General features: G+C 44.7%; 19 protein-coding genes. 4 read left to right on the top strand and 15 right to left on the bottom strand.

Annotation, left to right across the window (positions count from 1 at the left end):
* Positions 1 to 3: 3 nt before the first annotated feature.
* From V7R88_RS01925 to deoC, 10 genes are all read right to left on the bottom strand, one after another.
* Positions 4 to 198 carry a hypothetical protein gene (locus tag V7R88_RS01925; protein WP_338816345.1) on the bottom strand — a complete coding sequence of 65 codons (195 nt, stop codon included), beginning with the start codon at positions 196 to 198 and terminating at the stop codon, positions 4 to 6.
* A gap of 581 nt (positions 199 to 779) precedes the next feature.
* Positions 780 to 1,508, bottom strand: a complete 729-nt coding sequence (locus tag V7R88_RS01920) for a helix-turn-helix transcriptional regulator (protein WP_003642048.1) — start codon at positions 1,506 to 1,508, stop codon at positions 780 to 782.
* A gap of 150 nt (positions 1,509 to 1,658) precedes the next feature.
* Positions 1,659 to 2,558 (bottom strand): L-serine ammonia-lyase, iron-sulfur-dependent, subunit alpha, encoded by a 900-nt coding sequence (sdaAA, locus tag V7R88_RS01915; RefSeq protein ID WP_054397576.1) that lies wholly within the window; start codon positions 2,556 to 2,558, stop codon positions 1,659 to 1,661.
* A gap of 18 nt (positions 2,559 to 2,576) precedes the next feature.
* Positions 2,577 to 3,230 carry an L-serine ammonia-lyase, iron-sulfur-dependent subunit beta gene (sdaAB, locus tag V7R88_RS01910; RefSeq protein ID WP_063723800.1) on the bottom strand — a complete coding sequence of 218 codons (654 nt, stop codon included), beginning with the start codon at positions 3,228 to 3,230 and terminating at the stop codon, positions 2,577 to 2,579.
* Between the two features lie 371 nt (positions 3,231 to 3,601).
* A complete protein-coding gene (locus tag V7R88_RS01905) occupies positions 3,602 to 4,882 on the bottom strand; it encodes an aromatic amino acid transport family protein (protein WP_063723801.1) in 1,281 nt (426 codons plus the stop codon).
* 352 nt (positions 4,883 to 5,234) lie between these two features.
* Positions 5,235 to 6,506: a serine--tRNA ligase gene (serS, locus tag V7R88_RS01900; RefSeq protein ID WP_338816344.1), complete on the bottom strand. Its 1,272-nt coding sequence runs from the start codon at positions 6,504 to 6,506 to the stop codon at positions 5,235 to 5,237.
* Between the two features lie 696 nt (positions 6,507 to 7,202).
* Positions 7,203 to 8,126 carry a ribokinase gene (gene rbsK / locus V7R88_RS01895; protein ID WP_338816343.1) on the bottom strand — a complete coding sequence of 308 codons (924 nt, stop codon included), beginning with the start codon at positions 8,124 to 8,126 and terminating at the stop codon, positions 7,203 to 7,205.
* 12 nt (positions 8,127 to 8,138) lie between these two features.
* Positions 8,139 to 9,155: an aldose 1-epimerase family protein gene (locus V7R88_RS01890; RefSeq protein ID WP_338816342.1), complete on the bottom strand. Its 1,017-nt coding sequence runs from the start codon at positions 9,153 to 9,155 to the stop codon at positions 8,139 to 8,141.
* Positions 9,152 to 10,516, bottom strand: coding sequence for a sugar MFS transporter (locus V7R88_RS01885; RefSeq protein ID WP_338816341.1), 1,365 nt, complete (start codon positions 10,514 to 10,516; stop codon positions 9,152 to 9,154). The genes V7R88_RS01890 and V7R88_RS01885 overlap by 4 nt, the downstream gene beginning before the upstream one ends.
* 67 nt (positions 10,517 to 10,583) lie before the next feature.
* The gene (gene deoC / locus V7R88_RS01880) at positions 10,584 to 11,231 is read right to left on the bottom strand and encodes a deoxyribose-phosphate aldolase (protein ID WP_338816340.1); all 648 of its coding nucleotides are present in this window, start codon (positions 11,229 to 11,231) and stop codon (positions 10,584 to 10,586) included.
* 313 nt (positions 11,232 to 11,544) lie between these two features.
* Here deoC and V7R88_RS01875 point away from each other — a divergent pair, with 313 nt between their 5' ends.
* On the top strand, positions 11,545 to 12,495 hold the full coding sequence (locus V7R88_RS01875) for a sugar-binding transcriptional regulator (RefSeq protein ID WP_338816339.1): 951 nt from the start codon (positions 11,545 to 11,547) through the stop codon (positions 12,493 to 12,495).
* A gap of 89 nt (positions 12,496 to 12,584) precedes the next feature.
* On the opposite strand, the gene V7R88_RS01870 is transcribed toward V7R88_RS01875, so the two are convergent.
* From V7R88_RS01870 to V7R88_RS01860, 3 genes are all read right to left on the bottom strand, one after another.
* Entirely contained in the window at positions 12,585 to 14,198 is a 1,614-nt protein-coding gene (locus tag V7R88_RS01870; protein ID WP_338816337.1) for a CTP synthase, read from the bottom strand.
* Between the two features lie 172 nt (positions 14,199 to 14,370).
* Positions 14,371 to 14,979 carry a DNA-directed RNA polymerase subunit delta gene (gene rpoE, locus V7R88_RS01865; RefSeq protein ID WP_003642041.1) on the bottom strand — a complete coding sequence of 203 codons (609 nt, stop codon included), beginning with the start codon at positions 14,977 to 14,979 and terminating at the stop codon, positions 14,371 to 14,373.
* Between the two features lie 44 nt (positions 14,980 to 15,023).
* On the bottom strand, positions 15,024 to 15,464 hold the full coding sequence (locus V7R88_RS01860) for a DUF1934 domain-containing protein (RefSeq protein ID WP_003642040.1): 441 nt from the start codon (positions 15,462 to 15,464) through the stop codon (positions 15,024 to 15,026).
* A gap of 364 nt (positions 15,465 to 15,828) precedes the next feature.
* Between V7R88_RS01860 and V7R88_RS01855 the strand changes: the two genes are divergently transcribed.
* From V7R88_RS01855 to yidA, 3 genes are read left to right on the top strand one after another with little or no spacing between them, the layout of a single operon-like run.
* A complete protein-coding gene (locus V7R88_RS01855; RefSeq protein ID WP_338816336.1) occupies positions 15,829 to 16,761 on the top strand; it encodes a lipoate--protein ligase family protein in 933 nt (310 codons plus the stop codon).
* 14 nt (positions 16,762 to 16,775) lie between these two features.
* A complete protein-coding gene (locus V7R88_RS01850) occupies positions 16,776 to 18,128 on the top strand; it encodes an HD domain-containing protein (RefSeq protein WP_054397565.1) in 1,353 nt (450 codons plus the stop codon).
* A gap of 19 nt (positions 18,129 to 18,147) precedes the next feature.
* Positions 18,148 to 18,957, top strand: coding sequence for a sugar-phosphatase (gene yidA, locus V7R88_RS01845; protein WP_338816334.1), 810 nt, complete (start codon positions 18,148 to 18,150; stop codon positions 18,955 to 18,957).
* A gap of 165 nt (positions 18,958 to 19,122) precedes the next feature.
* On the opposite strand, the gene V7R88_RS01840 is transcribed toward yidA, so the two are convergent.
* Together V7R88_RS01840 and V7R88_RS01835 are read right to left on the bottom strand one after the other, a co-directional pair.
* A complete protein-coding gene (locus V7R88_RS01840; protein ID WP_152707380.1) occupies positions 19,123 to 20,139 on the bottom strand; it encodes a hypothetical protein in 1,017 nt (338 codons plus the stop codon).
* A 52-nt stretch (positions 20,140 to 20,191) separates the two neighbouring features.
* Positions 20,192 to 21,214, bottom strand: coding sequence for a YdcF family protein (locus V7R88_RS01835; protein WP_054397559.1), 1,023 nt, complete (start codon positions 21,212 to 21,214; stop codon positions 20,192 to 20,194).
* Positions 21,215 to 21,431 lie beyond the last annotated feature (217 nt).

The following is a 21,431-nucleotide window of genomic DNA, read 5'->3' as shown; positions in this document are numbered from 1 at the left end:
CCGTTACCCGTTAATCGCAAGTAGCTGTTCCATATGTTGAGGTTTCATATTAAGTTCACGCAACTGCAATAACGTCTGCTTTAAGTTTTCATACTCGGCTTCCGTGTATAAACGGCTCTCAAAGCCAATCTGATAAGCTTCGGCAATTGTAACCAAATCGCGTCGTAACCGGTGTCGAATTTCGTTCGGTGTCAACATTGGCATCACCTCCATTTATTATTCACCATAATACCATATAATGCGCCGATCAACGGTCCATGATACGATTTGATAATCTTTGATAATTGATAATAATCGCAATTGACCCCCGCTACATCAGCCTTTCAACTCGCTGTCAGCTAATGAAAATTGCATGAGATTTATTATGATAATAATCAGTTGATAACCAAATTAATAAAATCTTTAATCCCCCTTTTGATAAGACCTAGAAAATTCCCACTGACATCCTCAAAGATGTCATTCTAACCAAATCATCATAAAAAGGGGCTACGTTCCAACCTGAATCACATAAAAACACACGCTCCCCTGGCACTAATCGCCACACCAATTGCGACCAGCCACCACTGAACAACGGGGGATTTGATTGCTCAGTTTATTTAACTACTTAAAATGCGGCAGCCCGCACACAAACTGGTTGTGTTGGCTGCCGCATTTTTACGGTGGTGACCATGATCCCTACCTGTCCGGGAACTCAGATTAGCTTTCTCACAGTTCCGTCACTATGACTTGAACTAAATTTTGACGAGGGTCATGCCGTTAATCGCTTACAATTGCATCGTTCAATCCTGCTGGAGATCCTCATCCTTGACGGTCTGCAAATAACGATAAACACTCGGATCAGAGACTTTGAGCACTTTGGCGGCTTCGCTAACTGAATCCTTCAGCAGGAAGTAGCCTTGGTGGTATAAGCTACGAACGATTTCTAATTTTTCGTTTTGCTTTAAGTATTCTACAGAGACGCCATACTTTGCACAGACCGCCTGGGTCACTTCCCGAGCTAAATCGGTGATAGAGGTGGTTAGATGTTCCGGCGCGACCGGCGTGTCATGGGTCTTCTCGTTAGCTGGTGTTCCTTTAAGTTGATGAATCGTTGGTGAGTTCAAATGTTTGTAGCTCGCCATTACCTTCAACACTTGTTCCTGCAGGTCGTCTAGGGCACTATCATCCGTATTAATACAGATCATCCCGACGATTTCACCATCTAATCGTAAAAAGTAAGTTGATGATCGTAGTGAGTGCTTGCCTTGCGAAACACCTTTGTAATTGGCAAGATAATCCCGCTTTTCAGTTTTACCGGCCTTCATCGTCCGCAACGCCAAGTCAGTTGCAGGATCGCCAACTTGCCGATGTGATATGTGGGAATTACGAATTGCCACAACGGAGTGGTTTAAATCCAACAAGTCGTTCAGGACAACTTCACTACTGGGGCCTAAGATATCTGCTAAAAAATCAACAAACGGAATAAACTCGCGCACGTATTCTTGCTCAGCTGTTAATGGTTTTTGCATAACGGCACTCACCTCACTATTTTTTTACAACGTTATGACTTAATATTATTTTATCACACTGATAAAATGTTAATACATGTAACGATATAAACATTTAAACAAAAAAGATGATATTGCCTTTAGTCAGCTCATCATCTTTTCGCGACACTTTTATGCATGAACTTGTGAATCGGTCGATCGTCCAAAAATCTTTTCCTTCATCCGAAGACCGGTCGGTGTCGCTGCTAAACCACCCAATCCAGTTTCCCGAAGTGCCTTTGGCAAGCCCTTACCGACTTTATCCATCGCTGCAATGACTTCATCCGCTGGGATTTTGTTCGTGCAGCCAGCCAGAGCCATGTCCGCCGCAATCAACGCATTACCGACCCCAATCGCATTCCGTTTAACACACGGTAATTCAACTAGCCCAGCAACGGGATCACACACTAACCCCAGCAAGTTACTGATTGCCATCGCCAAAGCCTCGGCACTTTGTTCAGGCGTCCCACCAGCCACTTCAACCGCGGCGGCCGCACCCATCGCAGAGGCACTACCAACTTCAGCTTGGCAACCACCAGTCGCACCAGCAATCCCAGCATTATTAGCAATGACCATCCCAAAGGCGCCAGCGGTAAATAGGAATTGGATCATCTGGTCACGGTTGAGGTTCATTCGGTCCTTCAGTGTGAAAATCACACCAGGTAGTGTCCCCGTCGATCCGGCCGTTGGTGTCGCACACACGACGCCCATCGAGGCATTAACTTCATTGGTTGAAATCGCGTTCTGAACAGCTTGCATCATCGTATCGCCAGATAAGGTGTGCCCTTTTTGACGATACTTTTTCAAAAGAACAGCTTCACCACCAGTTAAACCAGTCGTTGAATAGACCCCGTCGCCTGCAGCCCCCTTATTAACAGCCGCTTCCATGACGTCTAGATTCCGGCCCATCGTGTGCCAGATTTCTTCGCGACTCGTTTGCGATGTTTCCATCTCTTGTTCAATCATTAATTCGTAGATTGGCTTCTTGGTTTTCTTGGCCGCTGTTACTAGTTCTGCTACGCTCATATACATGATAACTGACCTCCCTGGTTATAAGTAAACTAGATTCGTGTGACCCTGCGCTAATTTTTTGATTTCATCCTGTTTGAGACGGCGATCTAAATCATATTCATATAAATTGCCCCGAGCCGTCTTGTACTGCTGTTGGTCGTTTACTTTAGTCAGGTCAGCCAACTGTTTAGTCACGTGCTGATGGTCATTCTCACCACCCTGAACTAACAAGATAGGAAGTGGCCCTTTTGGTTTAACATCAAAACCATCCATCTTGATTTCACGAATTTCGATGGTCCCGCCCCCGATTGAACATCCAGCGACCGTCACTTGTTTATCATCATTCTTCAAGTCAATAATGGCGGTGTTCGGGTGGTTGATTGGGCTATCGCCAGGCTCTTCGATAAAGGTAATGTTCATCCCCTGATCCCGGGCCAAACCAATGGCATACGGAACCCGGCTATCATCAGGATCAAAGCCAAGAATGCCACTAATAATCGCATAGTCCGTGCCGTGGCCCTTGTGGGTTTGCGCAAATGATTCATAGTAATGAATGACAATATCTGTCGGTTTGTCCCGAAAAATGCTATTCGCTGCTCGCCCAATCGCACACGCCCCCGCAGTATGGGAACTGGATGGTCCAATCATAATCGGGCCAATAATATCAAAAACACTCTTGTAATTCACCGTCATTTTAGTCATCCTCCTATTTGAATCATCACGTTAACTTAAGCTTTGGCACGGGCAACTAGCGCTTCATTGCACATTCATCGTCAGTACACCGTTTTTGAAACTTTATGAATCTTGAAGTTACGGCACAAGCAAGCACCACAGTTGTACTGATGAGAAAGCATACAGCCGTTGCATCAAAGCTTTCATTTCTGAATTAATTCCGCCGCTGTGATTAATTCAGCCTCAAGTATGGCCATTCGATTCGTGACCCTCACGAACCCCCAACACCGTCACGAGAATCTCGTCAACAACACCAGCAACGAGACTTATGACAAAAATTGGCTTCAATCATATTAACCAATGTGAATTCATCTCGTATTTCAGTCAGATTACTAAACAAACAATTTGATGATATTGAACAGGATACCACTAACTGCGATTAAACCAATGACCACAACAAAGACATTGCTGTGTTTGCCGGCATATTGCTGTAACTTAGGACTTTTATGAATAGCATACATTGGCATCAAGAACAAGATGAACGCAATGATTGGTCCAATGATGGTTTCAATCATTCCCATAATGGAAGGATTGATCCAGGCAACTATCCAGGCACTTAGTAGCAGAACCAGATCAACAATTGTCGAAACAGTTCGACTCGGAAGCGTCTTGTCAGATTTTTCTTCCATCTTACGAATAATCCCACGTAAGCCTTCACTCGTTCCTAGATAATGTCCTAAAAAGGACTTGGCGATTGCAATAAAGGCAATTACGGGAGAAACATATTTAATAATTGGGTTATTGAAAGCAGTCGCAACGTAATCAAGGATCGAGACATTTTCATTCTTAGCTTCAAGGATTTGGTCTGGAGTCAACGCCAATGTACAACTAATAACAAAGAACATTGCGACAATGACCATCAACGTTTCGGCCGACAATAGAATTGTCGAAATCTTTTTATCGACTCTGTCCTTGCCTTCCCCACTATATTCTTTACGTTCGGCAACGGAAAACGAAGAGATGATTGGCGAATGGTTAAACGAAAAGATCATGACAGGAATAAGTAACCACAAGTTTCCTAACGTTCCAACCAAGTGTCCCCCAGATACAGAACTGGAAAATGTTGAGAGGATTGCGCCATTCCAATGCGGAATAAGATAAAAGGAAAACAGAACGATTACAATAATAAATGGGAAGGCCAGGCCACTCATAACTTTGGTAATCAAAGAGGTGCCAAAGCGAGCAATTCCAATGAGGATCCCAACAAGTACAAGTGACAACAACCAACGAGGTGGTGTTTGCATGTGCATTTGGTCAGTAATAAATTTCGATACAGTATTCGTAATAGAAACAGAATAAACTAACAAGATTGGATAAATGGAGAAGAAATAAATAATAGTAAAAAGCAATCCAATCTTAAAACCAAAATGTTGTTCAACAACATCAGTGATGTCATCACCATCATTTTTAGCCGACAGGACAAACCTACTCAGGCCCCTGTGAGCAAAGAACGTGGTTGGCAAAGCCAAAATAAGTATCATGATAATACCAAGAATACCTGCCGTACCTACCCCAATCGGTAAGAACAACACGCCGGCCCCAATCGCGGTTCCGAACAAACTCAGCATCCAAAAAGTATCATTTTTTCTCCAACCCTTAAATATATTCGTCATTGTTAAGTCTCCTTTTTATAACGTTGTTCTGGTCACACCAGAGAATGTGTTAACATAACCTGCATGAATAACCCTCCTACTTAGATTTGACGTCGTAGCTCGCTGTAAAACGCTACTTTGTGACAAATATCACTTTAGCGCCGTGAAAACCTTTTCTTTATGATAAAATGTTATCATGGTGACAATTATCGTTCATGTGAGTCTAATTAGCAAGATTAAATATTTTTGATATCAAATTAAAAAGGACTGAGATTATCATAACAGACCTAGCCTGTATCCATCTCAATCCTAGTGATATTAAGTTTAACATTCAACTGAATTATTTGAATGATAATTTATTCTCATAATAATTTTATTTTATCTCTGTCATACCATGCATGTATGGTTGGAGTACCTTAGGGATTTTAACCGTCCCATCAGCTTGTTGATAATTTTCCATAATCGCAGCCACCGTCCGGCCAACTGCAAGTCCAGAGCCATTCAATGTGTGGACGTAATCGACCGTTCCATCAGCTTTCCGATAACGAATCATCGCCCGCCGTGCTTGGAAGTCCAAGCAGTTAGAGCATGAACTGATTTCCCGATAAACGCCTTGTTCTGGCATCCATACTTCCACATCGTAGGTCTTGGCTGATGAGAAACCAGTATCCCCCGTTGAAAGTTTGATAACATGGTATGCAAGCCCTAATTCGCGCAACACTTCTTCGGCATTATCCGTTAATTTTTCGAGCTCATCGTATGAATTCTCAGGTTTACAGTACTTGACCATCTCGACTTTGTGAAATTGGTGCATACGAATCAAGCCCCGGGTATCACGCCCCGCACTCCCAGCTTCGGACCGGTAACAAGGGGTCATCGCCGTGAAGTACGTTGGCAACTGATCTTCAGATAAGATTTCATTCGCATAGTAATTGGTCAGCGGTACTTCAGCCGTTGGAATCAACGTCATTCCTGAAGATTCAACCGTGTAGACGTCTTCTTTGAACTTCGGAAATTGGCCAGTCCCATACATCGTCTGAGCGTTCACCAAGTATGGCGGAATAATTTCATGGTACCCTTGCTTTTGTGTGTGCAGATCCAGCATAAAGCTGTAAACCGCCCGTTCTAAGAGAGCACCCGCATCCTTATAATAAACAAAACGTGCGCCCGCGACTTTCGCTGCCCGATCAAAATCCAGGATTCCTAAGCTCTCACCCAATTCCCAGTGCGCCTTAGGTTTAAAATCAAACGTTGGAATATCACCGTGCTTACGCATCTCAACGTTGCTATCTTCGTCAGGACCGACTGGTACATCATCAGCAGGTAAGTTCAGGAAGCGAATCGCTAAGTAATGAAGCCGATCGTTTACTTCCGTCTGAGCAGCTTCCGTACTCTTAATATCACCGTTCAGCTGTTTGACTTGTTGAATGAGGGCTTGGCCCGCTTCCGATTGCGGATCACTTTGCCCAATTTGTTCCGTCAACTGGTTTTTCTGTTTCTTCAAGCCTTCAACCTTAGTAATCGCATCCCGGTTTTGTTGGTCTAACTGTAAGTATTCATCAACCTCAGCCGGATCGACTTTCCGTGTCTGGAGCTTAGCCTTAACAAGTTCTGGGTTATTACGAACAAACTTTGGATTTAACATACGAAAAACCTCCTTAAAATTAAAACGTCCCATAGTCTTCGCCTAAAAGACTATGGGACGTTTTTTTACCAACGTGGTACCACCCAATTTACTGCTCTACGAGTATATCGTCTCACCGCGACCTCTTAAAGACGAGGCCAAACGCTAAATGGCGGATTCATCAGTCCAATCAACCAACTTTCAGCAACCGTTGGCTTTCTAAATAATCAGATTAACTACTAGCCCATTATGTTTGCGCTTTCAATTTACACTTATAATCTAGACCTCCCATCGATTATTGTCAATAGTTTTTTATCATCATTTTATTTTTCTATTATTAATAGAATCATTTATTGCAGTCTTAATTATTTCACTGGGTCTTGAATGAGGATTAACATTCTAATTCAAAAGCAGCCAGCTGAAGCCCCCTAGAAACAGTGCGAGTTAACGTAAACCTACTGTTGCGGGGGCGTCCTACTCCGGCTTCCAGACATTCTGGGCAACCCTCGGCAGACTAACAATAAGCCAACCAATTGGTACTTTTTAATCACATTTAATGCTAAAGGATAACTAACACAACACGTATAGCCACTATTATCAGCACAATACCAGTTACGACTTTTGAGGATTTTTATAGCGAATTTTTGATGGACAAGCAAAAGCAAGCGTTCAGATTATCTGAGCTTTAGTCAGATAATGACAACACTTGCAATTCATTTAATCCACTGCAGCAGCTAACAAATCTGAAAGTTCTGCCGCCGTCGGATATGACTTTTGGGTTCCCTTTTTCATCACTGTCATGGCTGCATACTGGTTCGCATGCTTCAACGCGTCCGGGATGGCTTCACCCTGTGCAAAGTAATGGGCAAAACTACCAATAAATGAATCCCCAGCGCCAGTCGTATCAACAGCTTTAACCTTCATTCCTGGGACGATTTCTGCATGGTTTTCAGTAACCCAGAGTGCGCCCTTATGACCCAACGTAATAATCAGATTTTCAACGCCACGACTAATCAAATCACACGCCGCGACCTTGATCTCATCCAGGTTATTTGTTGGTAACCCAGTTAGCGTAGCTAATTCTGTTTCATTAGGCGTAAAGAACGCAACCTTCGAGACATAGTCAATATTCAAATTCTTGTTAGCAGGAGCTGGATTAAGGAGAACTGGCACTCCAAATTGTTGTGCTAGATCGATGGCGTGATAATTAGTCTCTAGCGAGATTTCTTGTTGCAGCACAATTAGTTTACTATTCTTGATTAGTGCCTGTTTTTCATCCAAAACAGCGGGAGTCAGTTCCTTGTTAGCCCCCTTGATAATCAAAATACGGTTATCACTGCTTGGATCTACGAAAATCGGGGCTACCCCACTATTTTGATGACCAATGCCAATACCATCCGTACGAATACCATTTTTTTGATAATTAGCGAGTTGTTCTTGTCCAAACCCATCATTACCAACCATCGTAATAAAATTAACATCTGAACCTAGGCGTGCCGCCGCGATGGCTTGATTAGCACCCTTACCCCCGTAGCCAATGTTGAATTCTGGCGCCTCAATCGTTTCGCCTTCGACAGGCATCCGCCCGATATAAGTTGTCAAATCAACCATATTAGAGCCAATTACTGTAACATCTGCCATGTTATCGTCCCCCTACTTTTCTAATCCGGTCGTTACACTAAAGTGCCGTTTTGCTTGTGGTTCCAACATAATTAGCGTTCCAGCTTTGGTCGCAGCTGCTTTGCCTTCTGGTGTACTGGTGCCCGGTAAGGCAAACGCTGCAACTTGTTGGTCCGCGTTGTAGAGTAGCCACCGTGTCACAATTGGAAATTGTTCGGTCTTAAACTTAGTCAAAAAGTTATGTGAGTCATCCAAATGCATTCTAAATTCGGCTTCATCGGTATACTGCGTTAAGTCGCGAGAGAAGAACACAATTTCGGGATCATAGTGCGCTTCATCCGTTAAATCATTGATCAATTCTCCGGATGCTTTTAGTTGGTCGTTATAGGCCAACCATGCATCAGTTGGATGAACGTGAGCAGGGACTGTTTTCCGGAGTTTAAATGCTTCATCCGGTAAATTCTGTTCAATATGGGCATTCTTAGCGTATGCATAATTCATATGACACATATACTGAAGCGGCATCGCCTGCGCATGTGACAAGTTAGTCACATCTAGATTAATATCAAACAGTCCAGAATTTGCTCGCATCATGACGGAAGGTTCACTTAAATAATGATCGCCAAAACCTTTGACATATTCAAAATCTGCATGAATCGTCAACGTATCTTCACCAATCGTCAAATAGGCATGGGCCATCTTACTGGTTGGAAACTCGCCATGTAACTGATAATCGTCCTCAGGTGCAGGCGTTCCATTTCCTAGTAATCCAGACGTAAACTGGAAGCAGCCATACGTGTCGGCAATACCCTTACCCGGCAATGGTTGGGAAAACATATCTTTCATTTTCAAGGAAATACCGTCAAAGACCACATCCCAGATAATCAATCCCATGAATGGCAGCACGACTAATTCGCCACGCTGATTCGTCAGTCGCAAGCCTTCTACTCCAGATGGATATAGAAATGTTTTTGCACTGAAATTATCATCTTTGTAGAGTTCAAACTCTGATTGACTAAACATTTGATGCGATAACTTAATTGTTTTCATAATAGCTCCTCCATATGTGTGACTTCGCTCGCTGCCTGATGACGCTTGTAGTAACTAAGTGCATAACTACCTACAATTGCAAAACTAATAACATCGATAATGAATGACAACGAAACAGAACCCGTCATGTCCGCAATCAAGCCTTGAATCAACGGCGTCACAGCACCACCAATAATCGACATGACAACGATTGCTCCCGCAGTTTCCGTGTAGCGTTTATCAGTAACCGTATCCAGCGTTTGTGAATAAATTGTTGGCCACCCCGGACCGAACAAGCCACTCGCCAAAATCGTCAGATAGACCGCTGACTCATTAGGGACAAAGGTAACATAGCCTAATGCGAGGGTCCCCACTACTGAAAATCCAAACAGAACTTGCGCCGTTGCAAACCGTTTCATTAACGCGGTCGCCAATAGCTTGCCGCAGAAGAATGCAATATAGGTATAAATCATAAAGGTTGAGGCATCGCGCTCGTTGATACGATTACTAAAACTCATCGCTAAGTTGATTGTGTATGCCCAGACCGCCGTCTGCATGCCCATATACACAAACTCCGTACCAATCCCCTTCGTAAAGTCCTTATTATGAATCAAATAACGTAGCGTTTCACCGACACCAGCTGATTTTGCGGCTGCTTGATCTGAACGTTGTTTAGGCTTGCCACTTGGAAACTGTGTCAAAACAAAGATAAAAATTGCAACAAGTAACACCACAATCAGATATTTATACGGGAGCAGCGTCTGCTGTAACATCCGCTGTCCATAGGCTAACCGAGCAGCACCATGCATTTTTGCCATGGTCGTTGCCAGGCTAGCACCATCGTTGAAAATCAAATACTTACCCAGGAGGATTCCAACGACTGCACCAATCGGATAAAAGATTTGTGAAATATTTAGTCGAACGGTTGAGGCCGACTTAGGTCCCATCAACGTACTGAACGTATTCGCACTCGTCTCCAGAAAGCTAAGTCCACATGCAATGGCAAATAATGCAATTAAGAACACCCCGTATGTGGCTAAGTGAGACGCTGGGAAAAAGAGCAAGCAGCCAATCGTAAATAAGCTCAGTCCGATTACGATTGCTAACTTATACGACGTCTTTTTGATAACCCGACTAGCTGGAATCGCAATGACGAAATAGCCCAGATAAAATGCACTGTTGACTAAGGCACTCGTTGCATTATTCAATTCAAAAATAGTCTTAAATTGCGTAATTAAGATGTTATTTAAGCTGGCTGCCGCAGCCCACAAAGGAATGAGTAATGACAATAGCATGAACTGGAAAATCGGTGTTTTATCCAAATAACCATCATCTTGCTCATGGGCTGATAGCTTAATCACACCCCGAAATAACTTTTGCATGGTTCCCCTCCTTGATGTTAGCGCTTTCTTTTTTAAACTGGAATGGTGCGCCATCATTCAGCCATCACTACTTACCAATAATTGCCATACTTGCTGATACACCGAGGCGCGTTGCTCCAGCATCAATCATCGCTAATGCTTCATCGCGTGTATGGATTCCCCCAGATGCTTTGACCCCGATTCGATCCTGAACGGCACCCTTCATCAAACTAATATCATGAACCGAAGCACCACGGGTTGAAAATCCAGTCGATGTCTTCACAAAATCAGCGTGTGCATCGGCAACGATTTCACTGGCCTTAACGATTTCCCCATCCGTCAACAGCGCCGTTTCAATAATCACTTTGACGACCTTATCAGCCGTATGTCCAACGGTTACCACACTTTCAATGTCGTGTTGAACTTCATCATAGTGGTCGCCTTTCAATTCGCCGATATTAATGACCATATCCAGCTCATCCACACCGTCAGCAATTGCCTGTTTGGCTTCCGCAACTTTAATGGCGGTTGTATTCGCGCCCAGAGGGAAACCAATCACGCATGCAGTCGCAACATCCGAACCAGCAAGTTGCGCATGGACGTGCTTGACCCAGTATGGATTGACCATAACTGAATAAAAGTGATTTTCGAGTGCCTCCCGTACTACCTGATCAATTTGTTGCTCAGTCGCTTCCGGTTTTAATAACGTGTGATCTAAATAACGATTCAATTTCATGATTAATGAAACCCCTTTCTTTTTAACAACTTCAGTATATCACGAATTGAACATTTGTAAACACCGCATTTGAAATTTTGTTCACTTTGGCGTTTATGCTATACTGAAAAGGGTTATCAACAACGGACTGTTCAGCAATCAAACTCAGGCTAGATTGATCAGCCATCTGCACTACCATCGACTTTATCTGCTGAAAAACGGTTTGTTTGATCACCTTATTCGCAGTTAAATAAACAGTCATGATTTCAAAAAATAATTAATCATAAACTAACGAATACAATTAAAGTGTTATTCAAAGATTGGAAGTCAGGATATGGAAAAAGCAATCAATCAAGATAAGGTAAAACTCGCCTTGAAGGTCTGTCACCTCTACTACGAAGATGGCCTAAGCCAAAGTGACATTGGCAAACAGCTCCAAATTTCTCGGCCGACAATTTCAAGACTCCTAAGTTATGCCAAAGATACTGGCCTGGTTAAAATTGAAATTGCCGATCCATTAAAAGATTTAGGGACCTTAGCACAACAATTAGAACATAAGTATCATTTAAAAAAAGTCCTTATTAGTTTTGATGCGAGCAACGATAGTCAACTCATCAATGAAAAACTCGGAGAATTGACTGCTGATTATCTGCAAACCATCGTACAAGACCACGATTCCATCGGGATTAGCTGGGGAAAGACGATCAAAGCGGTTGCAGATCATTTGCATATTAGTACCCGTAACGACGTTCGTATTGTTCAATTAAAAGGAAGTGTCGCTGCCTCTGATATGAACAACTTCGCCAACGATATCGTCACCAAATTTAGCGCGGCCTATCATACTAACGCAGTTACACTACCGCTACCGGTAATTTTTGATGATCCCGTCACTAAAAAAATCGTCCTCGACGATCGGTTTATTTCTCAAATCATCAGAGCCGGTGAAGCAACCAATATCGCCCTATTTACCAGCGGAACCGTGCGCTCGGATGCGATGCTATTCAATCTAGGCTACCTAAACGCTGCAGAAATCAAGCGGCTTCAATCTTCTTCTGTTGGTGATATCGTCTCTCGTTTTATTACCAAAGATGGGACCATTGCTGACTCCGCAATCAATGCGCGTACCGTCGGAATTCAGTTGGAAGCACTCAAGCATAAAAAATACGCGATTCTGGTAGCGGGATCTAGTAGGAAAGTGCCATCCATTCACGGTGCCTTAATGGGCGGCTATGCTAATGTCTTGATTACTGATAGCCAATCTGCTACCGCATTGTTGGAACTTTGATATTCTAAACCACCCCATAACCACGCAAAAAACGCGTACCAGCCATTCAAGCTAGTACGCGTTTTTTTGACAGCACTTATATTTCGAATTTATGCCTTCATCTTACCAGTCTGGTTAGCGGCATCGATGAATGCCTTGAATAACCCTTCTGGACGGTTAGGCCGTGATAAGAATTCTGGATGGTATTGTGAGGCCACGAAGAAGCGCTTCTTTGGTAATTCAATCACTTCGACGAGCCGGTTGTCAGGCGAAGTTCCGGAGAAGACCATGCCCTTAGCAGCCATTGCTTCACGATACTTATTATTGAATTCATAACGGTGGCGATGACGTTCCATCACAACTTCTTCATTGTGATAGGCTTTAGCCGCCACAGTTCCCGGCTTCAGCTTGCAAGGGTAAGCGCCTAAACGTTGCGTTCCACCCATGTCTTCAACGTCTTCTTGGTCGGCCATCAAATCAATAATATTGTCCGGCGTCTTCGGATCGATTTCAGCAGAGTTAGCATCCTTCAATCCAAGTACGTTACGTGCAAATTCGACACTGGCCATTTGCATTCCCAAGCAGATACCTAAGAATGGCACGTCGTTTTCACGGGCATACTTGATTGCCGTAATCTTACCTTCAATTCCCCGATCACCAAAGCCACCAGGAACTAAGATTCCGTCAGCATCGCCGAGTAGTTCTTCGACATTTTCTGGCGTAACATCTTCAGCAGAAATCTTCTTCAAATCAATGTCGGCATCATCCGTATAGCCAGCATGCTTCAATGCTTCCGTCACTGAGATATAAGCATCCTGTAAAGCGACGTATTTCCCGACTAGCGCAATCTTGATGGTCCGTGATAAGTTCTGGACATGATGTTCTAAGTCAATCCATTCACTCATGTCGGCCTTAGGTGCCTGTACATCAAAATGGTCAAGGACGATTTGGTCCATGTTTTGTTTCTGAACATTCAACGGAATTGAATAAATCGTCTTAACGTCTAAGGATTCAATGACTGCTTCTGGTTCCACGTCACAGAAGGACGCAATCTTATTCCGCATTTCCCGCGTAATTGGTTGTTCAGTCCGGACAACTAACATGTTCGGCTGAATCCCATAACTCCGCAATTCCTTAACAGAATGTTGCGTTGGCTTCGTCTTCATTTCACCAGCTGCCCGTAAATATGGGATCAACGTGGTATGGATGTAGAAGACATTGTCGGAACCTAAATCACTCTTCATTTGCCGTAGCGCTTCAATAAATGGCAAGGATTCGATATCACCGACCGTCCCACCGATTTCAGTAATCACGATATCGGAATCCGTCGTCGTACCAGCGCGCATGATTTTTTCCTTGATAGCGTTCGTGATATGCGGAATCACTTGCACCGTGGCGCCTAAATAATCGCCCCGCCGTTCCTTTTGCAGAACTTCTGAATAAATCTTACCGGTGGTAACATTTGAATATTTATTAAGGTTAATGTCGATAAACCGTTCATAATGTCCAAGGTCTAAGTCAGTTTCGGTCCCATCATCGGTCACGAAAACTTCACCGTGTTGATAAGGACTCATCGTACCAGGATCAACGTTGATATAGGGATCAAACTTTTGAATCGTGACCTTTAAGCCCCGGTTCTTCAATAAACGCCCTAGCGAAGCAGCGACGATACCTTTACCAATGGATGACACAACGCCACCAGTTACAAAAATATATTTGGTCATGTGATAACTCCTTAAAGATTTATTTCGTGGGGTGGTATAAATAAAGAAAGCTCCCTATTTCAGCAGAAATAGGGAGCTAATACGATCGTTTGTCTCAGGTATTTCTACCAGAGAGCCCAAATAAGATAATACAAGGAGATTCCCTTTTCGTCAAGGAAAAATCTTGAAAAGCTTATTTCGATTCGTCGTCTTCGTCATCGTAGTCGTCATCATCATCGTCATCATTTAACTCTGATAATTGACCCTCGATACCGTCTGGCAACGTTTCATCAGCAACATCGTCGTCTGTGTCATCAACACCCGCAAGTTCATCGTACTTGCTGCTTGCTGAATCATCAGTATCGTCGTCCTGATCATCATCGTCATCGTAGTTATCGTCATCTTCGGGATCATCGTCATCGTAATCGATCACGTCGTCATCATCCCCGGCATCGGCCAAGAAGGCGTTAACCTTCTTACGCTTCTTGCGCTTTGGCCGATCCTCATCTTCGTCATCGTCCGTATGAATAACGGCTTCGTCAATGGATTCAAATGGGTACCATGCACGCAGGCCCCACATATTGTCACCGAGCGAAATGAAACTACCATCGATATTAAGATCGGTATAAAATTGTGATAAACGCTCCCGAATTTCTTCGTCGCTTTTACCTAAATATGATTGCACAGCGTTGGTCAAGTCGGCAAAAGCCATCACATCACCATGTTGTGATAAGATCGCGTGAGCAACCTCGATTAAAGATAATTCGGACTTTTTTTGTCCATCAAATTGTTTTAGTTCCAAACTGGTGCACGTCCTTTCCACAGTTTATAGTACATAATACCAAATTAGGCCGTGAATTGCAATCGCAACTTGTAGTTACCAAGTAGCTGTTCACCCGCGTATAAATCGTAATCAACGTTCACCTCACCTGAAAATGGCCGTTCACGTAGCCGTACTCGTAACATCGGCGTCACCGTTTCAACAGGTAGCATCCCCATGGGTGTTTGATAATGAGCACGCACCCGTTTACCATTGGAAAAGTGCAACCGAAGTCGGTTCTCCGCACTCCGCGTCAACACGACGTCCCCATTAGCTGCCAGCTTAATCGTCACTGGAATCGGCTCTGGCGCGTCATCGTTAACTTCCTTATACCGTAAATAAAACGCGTCACCCATCTGAACTAGTTGACCATCGACATCCAGTGCATAGTTCGCCGTATCGTCATCTTGCCGCGCCTGCGTCTCTAAATGAATCGCCACTGGCACGCCAGTTGTTAAATCATCCATAGTTGGACCTCCTAATATTTCAAAATCACACGCTGAACGCCCGTCTACGATCACCGTGTTACCACACTCGCTATATCCTTTTCAGCGTTCACGACCGCGCGACTCTCATCACGCCCATCGTAAAACTTCCTGTTTAATTATAAGCCATTCAAGCCAAAATAACTAAAAATAGGACTAAAAGCGGTCAACTTAGACCTGCTGGGAAAAGTTCGAACTCGCGTAAACTTTTTGAGTCGGCTGTGTTCCAACAATTGTCCCTCAGCTCCGGAGGTCGAAATAGGCCGCACGTTGCTGACGAACAAAAAGCCAACTAACTTGCACGTTGCATTCATCCTAATGCTGGCATGCTACGGATTACGTTGATTTGTCTAAGCCAATGCACCGGTACCATTTTTCTAGTATAATTGGTGATGATACGGACAACGGTGGCGGTTTCATCACGAAACATCCCTCGTGTCCGGCAATAGCGGATAACGGGGTGGCTTTCTTGACAGAATCAACAATTGCAACTTTGAGTCAAAAATACGAACCGGCAGCGATGCTGGATAGTTTTGCGTACACGAACGCCCTGCTGTGGTTAACGGCGGCTCGTCAGCAACCAATCGTTCATTTCTGGCAGTTACAGCCAACCGTCATTCTCGGCCTATTAGACCAACGCTTGCCACGGCTAACTGCTGGCTTAGCAGATCTACACGCTGCCGGTTATCAGGTCATGCTCCGTAATTCAGGTGGGCTAGCCGTAGTTGCTGACCCTGGTGTACTAAACGTCTCCTTATTTCTCCCAGCAACTCGTGAACGCTATTCAATTACAGCGGCATACCAATTGATGGTCGACTACGTTCAGGCAGTGTGGCCACAATTAAATATCACGACTGGTGAGATTACACGCTCCTATTGTCCCGGTGATTATGATTTGAGTATTGCCGGTCGTAAAATTGCTGGAATGTCGCAACGGCGCACTGCCGAAGCGCTGGTCATCATGCTGTATGTCAGCGTTGATGGCGATCAGATGGCCCGTAGTCAACTCATTCAGCGTTTTTACCAAGTCAGCTTAGCCGGTCACCATGACGAGCGGTTTCCAGATGTTGATCCACAAGTCATGACGACCGTTGCCGACACTTTGGCAACGCCGACTGACACTACCGCCGCACAAGCTCGCTTTATCGCCATCCTAGCTCAACATGGGACGGTCGACACGACGAGTTTGCCGTTAGTCACCGAAGAACCTGAATTTCAAGCACACTTAAATCAAGCCTATCAACAAATGCAACGGCGACAACAACGCTTGCATCACTGAAAGAAGGAATTAATTTGGCCTATCGCCAGCAACTATTACCCATGGAGAAAGTCTTTCGTGACCCGGTCCATGATTATATTTATATCCAACATCAAGTCATTCTCGATTTGATCAACACCTCGGAATTTCAACGACTGCGCCGCATTAAGCAACTCGGTACGACCTCGCTGACTTTCCACGGTGCGGAACACTCCCGCTTTGGGCATTGCCTCGGTGTTTATGAGATTACCCGCCGTATTTGCGATAACTTCGAACGTAACTACCCGACCCAGACCCCTGGTGACGGTGGTTGGGATGACCACGAGCGATTGGTCGCACTATGCGCCGCCCTGTTACACGATATCGGTCACGGGCCATACTCACACACGTTCGAGCACATCTTCCACACCGACCATGAAGCCCTGACTGTTCAGATTCTGACATCACCTGAAACCGAGGTCAATCAGGTCTTACAGCAAGTCTCACCTGACTTCCCGGCCCAAGTTGCAGCCGTCATTCAAAAAACGTATCCGAATCCCCAAGTCGTCCAGATGATCTCTAGTCAAATCGATGCCGACCGGATGGACTACCTACTGCGAGATTCGTACTTCACGGGTACGAATTACGGTAATTTCGATTTGACCCGTATTTTGCGCGTTATGAAGCCGTATCAAGGCGGCATTACATTTGCAATGGAAGGCATGCACGCGGTCGAAGATTACATTGTCAGTCGCTTCCAGATGTACATGCAAGTCTACTTCCATCCAGTATCACGTTCCATGGAAGTCATCCTCGATCGCCTACTGGAGCGGGCTAACGATCTTTATCAAAGCCACGCGGTCGATGCTGAAGCGACACCAGTGATGTTATTGCCGTTTTTCAACAATAACTTTACGTTACACGATTATTTACGGTTAGACGATGGCGTCTTAAACACTTATTTCAGCCATTGGCGTGATAGCCGTGATCAAATTCTCGCTGACCTCGCAACCCGTTTCTTAGACCGGCGTCCCTTAAAATCAGCCCGGGTCGATGCAACGACTCAGCCGCTAATTCCAACGTTACAAAAATTAATTGAACAAGCCGGCTTTGATACGCACTACTACACTGACATCAACGACAGTTACGATCTCCCTTACGACGCCTATGATCCTAAGATGAAGAAGCCGCGTACCCAGATTGAACTGCAACAAAAAGACGGTTCCTTACTCGAACTATCCACCGTCAGTGACCTAGTGCGAGCTATCACCGGGAAAGTCTCTGGCGATCAGCGGTTTTTCTTTCCAAAAGAAATGCTCAGCAAAAACGCCGAAAACGATTTATTTAAACCAATTTACCAAGAATTTCAGCAATATATTTTAAACGATCGTCTGGTCGTACCACACTAATTTTGGAGGAATTATTATTATGTCAGTCAAGCTTATCGCCATCGATATGGACGGCACCTTACTCAATGAGCACAGCGAACTAAATCCCGCAACCGTTCAAGCAATCAACGCCGCCAATGCGCAAGGAATCAAAGTCGTCATTTGTACGGGACGGCCATTAAGTGGCGTCACGCCCTTTTTAAAGCAACTGGGGATCGCTGGTGAAGGTAATTACGTCATCACTTTTAATGGTTCAATGGTTCAGACCATCACCGGTAAGATCATCACGGGACTGACGCTATCACATGACGATTACATCGACATTGAAACGCTCAGCCGCAAGCTTAATATCCATTGTCACGTTGAAAGTGAAGACCATATCTACACCGCCAATCGAAATATCAGCCCTTATACGGTCGGCGAAAGTGCCCTCGTCAACATGCCGATTCGGTTCCGGACGCCCGAAGAAATGCGCCCAGACTTACCAATCGTCAAGTGCATGTTCATCGATCACGGCCCACTACTGGATGCAGCCATCAAGCAATTACCAGCGTCATTCTCCAAGCGCTTTACCATTGTTCGCTCAGAAGCGTATTTCTTAGAATTCATGAATCCCGCCGCTAGCAAGGGTAACGCCCTAGCCACATTGGCCGACCATTTGCACTTAAGTCCCGATGACGTCATGGCAATCGGTGATCGGGGAAATGATTTGAGTATGTTACGTTACGCGACCAACAGTGTTGCGATGGGTAACGCCATTGATGAGGCCAAGCAAATCGCCCGTTATGAAACCAAGACTAACGTTAAAGACGGGGTCGCACACGCCATTAACACTTGGGCACTCGCCTAAGCGACTTTTCAAACTAATTTCAAGCAACGCTAATAGCGCGTTTTAACGCGCCGTTAGCGTTGCTTTTTTTTACCACTACTATGATTACTCAGCATTTCTCGAATAATCCAGTCAAGCAAAAAAGTGGCGATCAGTCATTACCTGATCGTCACTTTTTAATGCTGGTTATTCGAAACTACCAGTTGCACTATTTTCCTTAGTAACACTACCACTATCCGGATAGTAACGATAAGTATCCGTTACTGTCTTGGAAGCGGAGGAACTAGACTCATCCGCCGCATAAATTGCGGTAATCTGATAGTAAGCACTAGTCTCCTTAGTGATATTAAATTCGGTATCCGAAGCAAACGTAACACCGGACGCATCCTGAAACTGTTTGATGATCGCCGAAGTCGTCAGCTCTGAAGAACTGCTACTGGTAGACGTGCTACTATTCGACGAACTTGTCATCGTTGAACTATCGGCACTAGTGCTACTCGTACTGCTTGAGGACGCACTACTATCACTCGCACTAGACGTAGAACTTGAACTGACGACCGTTGAGCTATCACTGCCAGAACTAGTCGATTGCGACGCCTCATAATTCATAATGGCTTGTTTCATGGCCAAAGCTTTTTTCTGTAATTTTTTGATAACCGGATGTGTCGCTTGCACATCGTCCAACTTATCAATATTGGCCTTCGCAGTGGCCAAATCATGGATACTTAATTCATCACGGGCAGCGTTATAGTAACCATTGGCTAGCTTGACCGCCTGGTACTGCTTGACAAGCTTCTGCCGAGCTGCAATAAAACTGGCGTCAGTCGTGCCATCATAACTACTTAACGTGTCAAAGTAACCCTTTGCTAGACTGAGCTGATTATTATCAAGCGCTTCTTCAGCTTCCTGATAATACTTTAACCCAAGGGCTAACTTTTTGATCGCTGGAGTTGATTCAGAAGCACCCGCTAAAGTCTTCTGGGCAGCGGCAATTTTTTGTTGCGAAATTTGCTGATCAGCTTTGGTTAAAACGGCCGTTGTACTGTTACCAGTTGCGGTCGTGGCCGAACTTGCGGTTACGCCTCCGGTATTTTTGGCACAGCCTGAAAGTGTAATCAATCCAATCAGGACGATTACAAACAGTGGCCAAGATGATCGATAGGCATGATCCACGGCAAACCCCTCCTTTTTATCATTCTCCATTATACCATTAATCGTAATGTCAGTTTTTTCAAAGCTCCGAGACGCGATTATACTAAATTAACCTAACTAACGCCGCCACGTAATAAGCCGTTAAACCAAGTACCGCCACTAAGTTGGCCCACCGATACATCACAATTAAGGCCAAGTATTCCCGAAACATAGCAAATGGCAAATAATACAGTGGGGTGTGCGCCCCGATTCCCGTTAAGTTCAGGTGCAGCTGCCGAGCAAAAATATTAGCCCGTAAAACATGATAGCCGCTCGTGACAATCACGGCGCGATAAAACGGTTGCTGCCGCACAATTAGTGCGTGCGAAAATTTTAGATTCTCAATCGTCGACGTTGACCGATTTTCTTCTTGAATGGCGTCTCTGGGAACCCCCTGATCAACCAAGTACTGCCGCATTGCGGTACTCTCAGCCATGACTTCATCAGGCCCCTGACCACCCGAAACAACGATCGTGATTGGCTGATGATAACGCGCCCGCTGCGCCCGGTAGTACTTCGCTGCCGCCTGAAGCCGATATGCTAGTGTTCGCGTTGGCTGGCCGTTCGGCATCAATCCCGCGCCTAAGACGATCATGTAATCGATTTGTCGGTGCCGACCCAACCTGGTCGTGACGCAAGCTAATAGGTAGGCGAAAAAGCTGAACGCAAAATACGCCGTCAATAACAACGCCAGGCCTAAGAACTGCCATAAGCGCCGTGAGTGCCAAACGCCTAAGTTGATGACTGATAGAATCAACATTATGACTAATACGCCACCAACGATTGCTAGCAAGCTGTAATGAAACGCCCAGCCTTCCTTACGAATCAGCCGGTAACTATACCTGACAAAACTAATGCCTACGATCAAAATCACAATCGGCAATAACGTATAAGCCACGATTTTTGCACCGACCAGCATAAATTGCCAAGTGGGGCTTGCCTGCGCACTGAAACGATAGTAAGCGCTTAACAAAATGCCGATAACTGCAATCAAAAAAAGATGTCCCGTTAACCAATGCCGCCGGTCCGTTAATTGCAAAGTCACCGCACTAGCAAGGGCTAAACTACCCCAATAAAATGGTGTCATCGCAACACCCCCTTAACTTATATTGTAATCATTTTAAGGATTCGTGCTAGTGTTTATGGATAAAAAAAGGCGCCGGTAACCCGACGTTGGTCCGTTATCCGTTCCGCGCCATCACCTAACTAATGTCGAAACACGCCGAAACGAAAGATTCGCTGATATCCGGCGTCCAGTCCAACTTTGACTAGGTCACAATGCCCACCAAACAACACCTTTACTT

This window comes from Lactiplantibacillus argentoratensis (assembly GCF_037290055.1).
GTDB lineage: Bacteria > Bacillota > Bacilli > Lactobacillales > Lactobacillaceae > Lactiplantibacillus > Lactiplantibacillus plantarum.
This window is presented reverse-complemented; position numbering and strand designations above follow the sequence as displayed.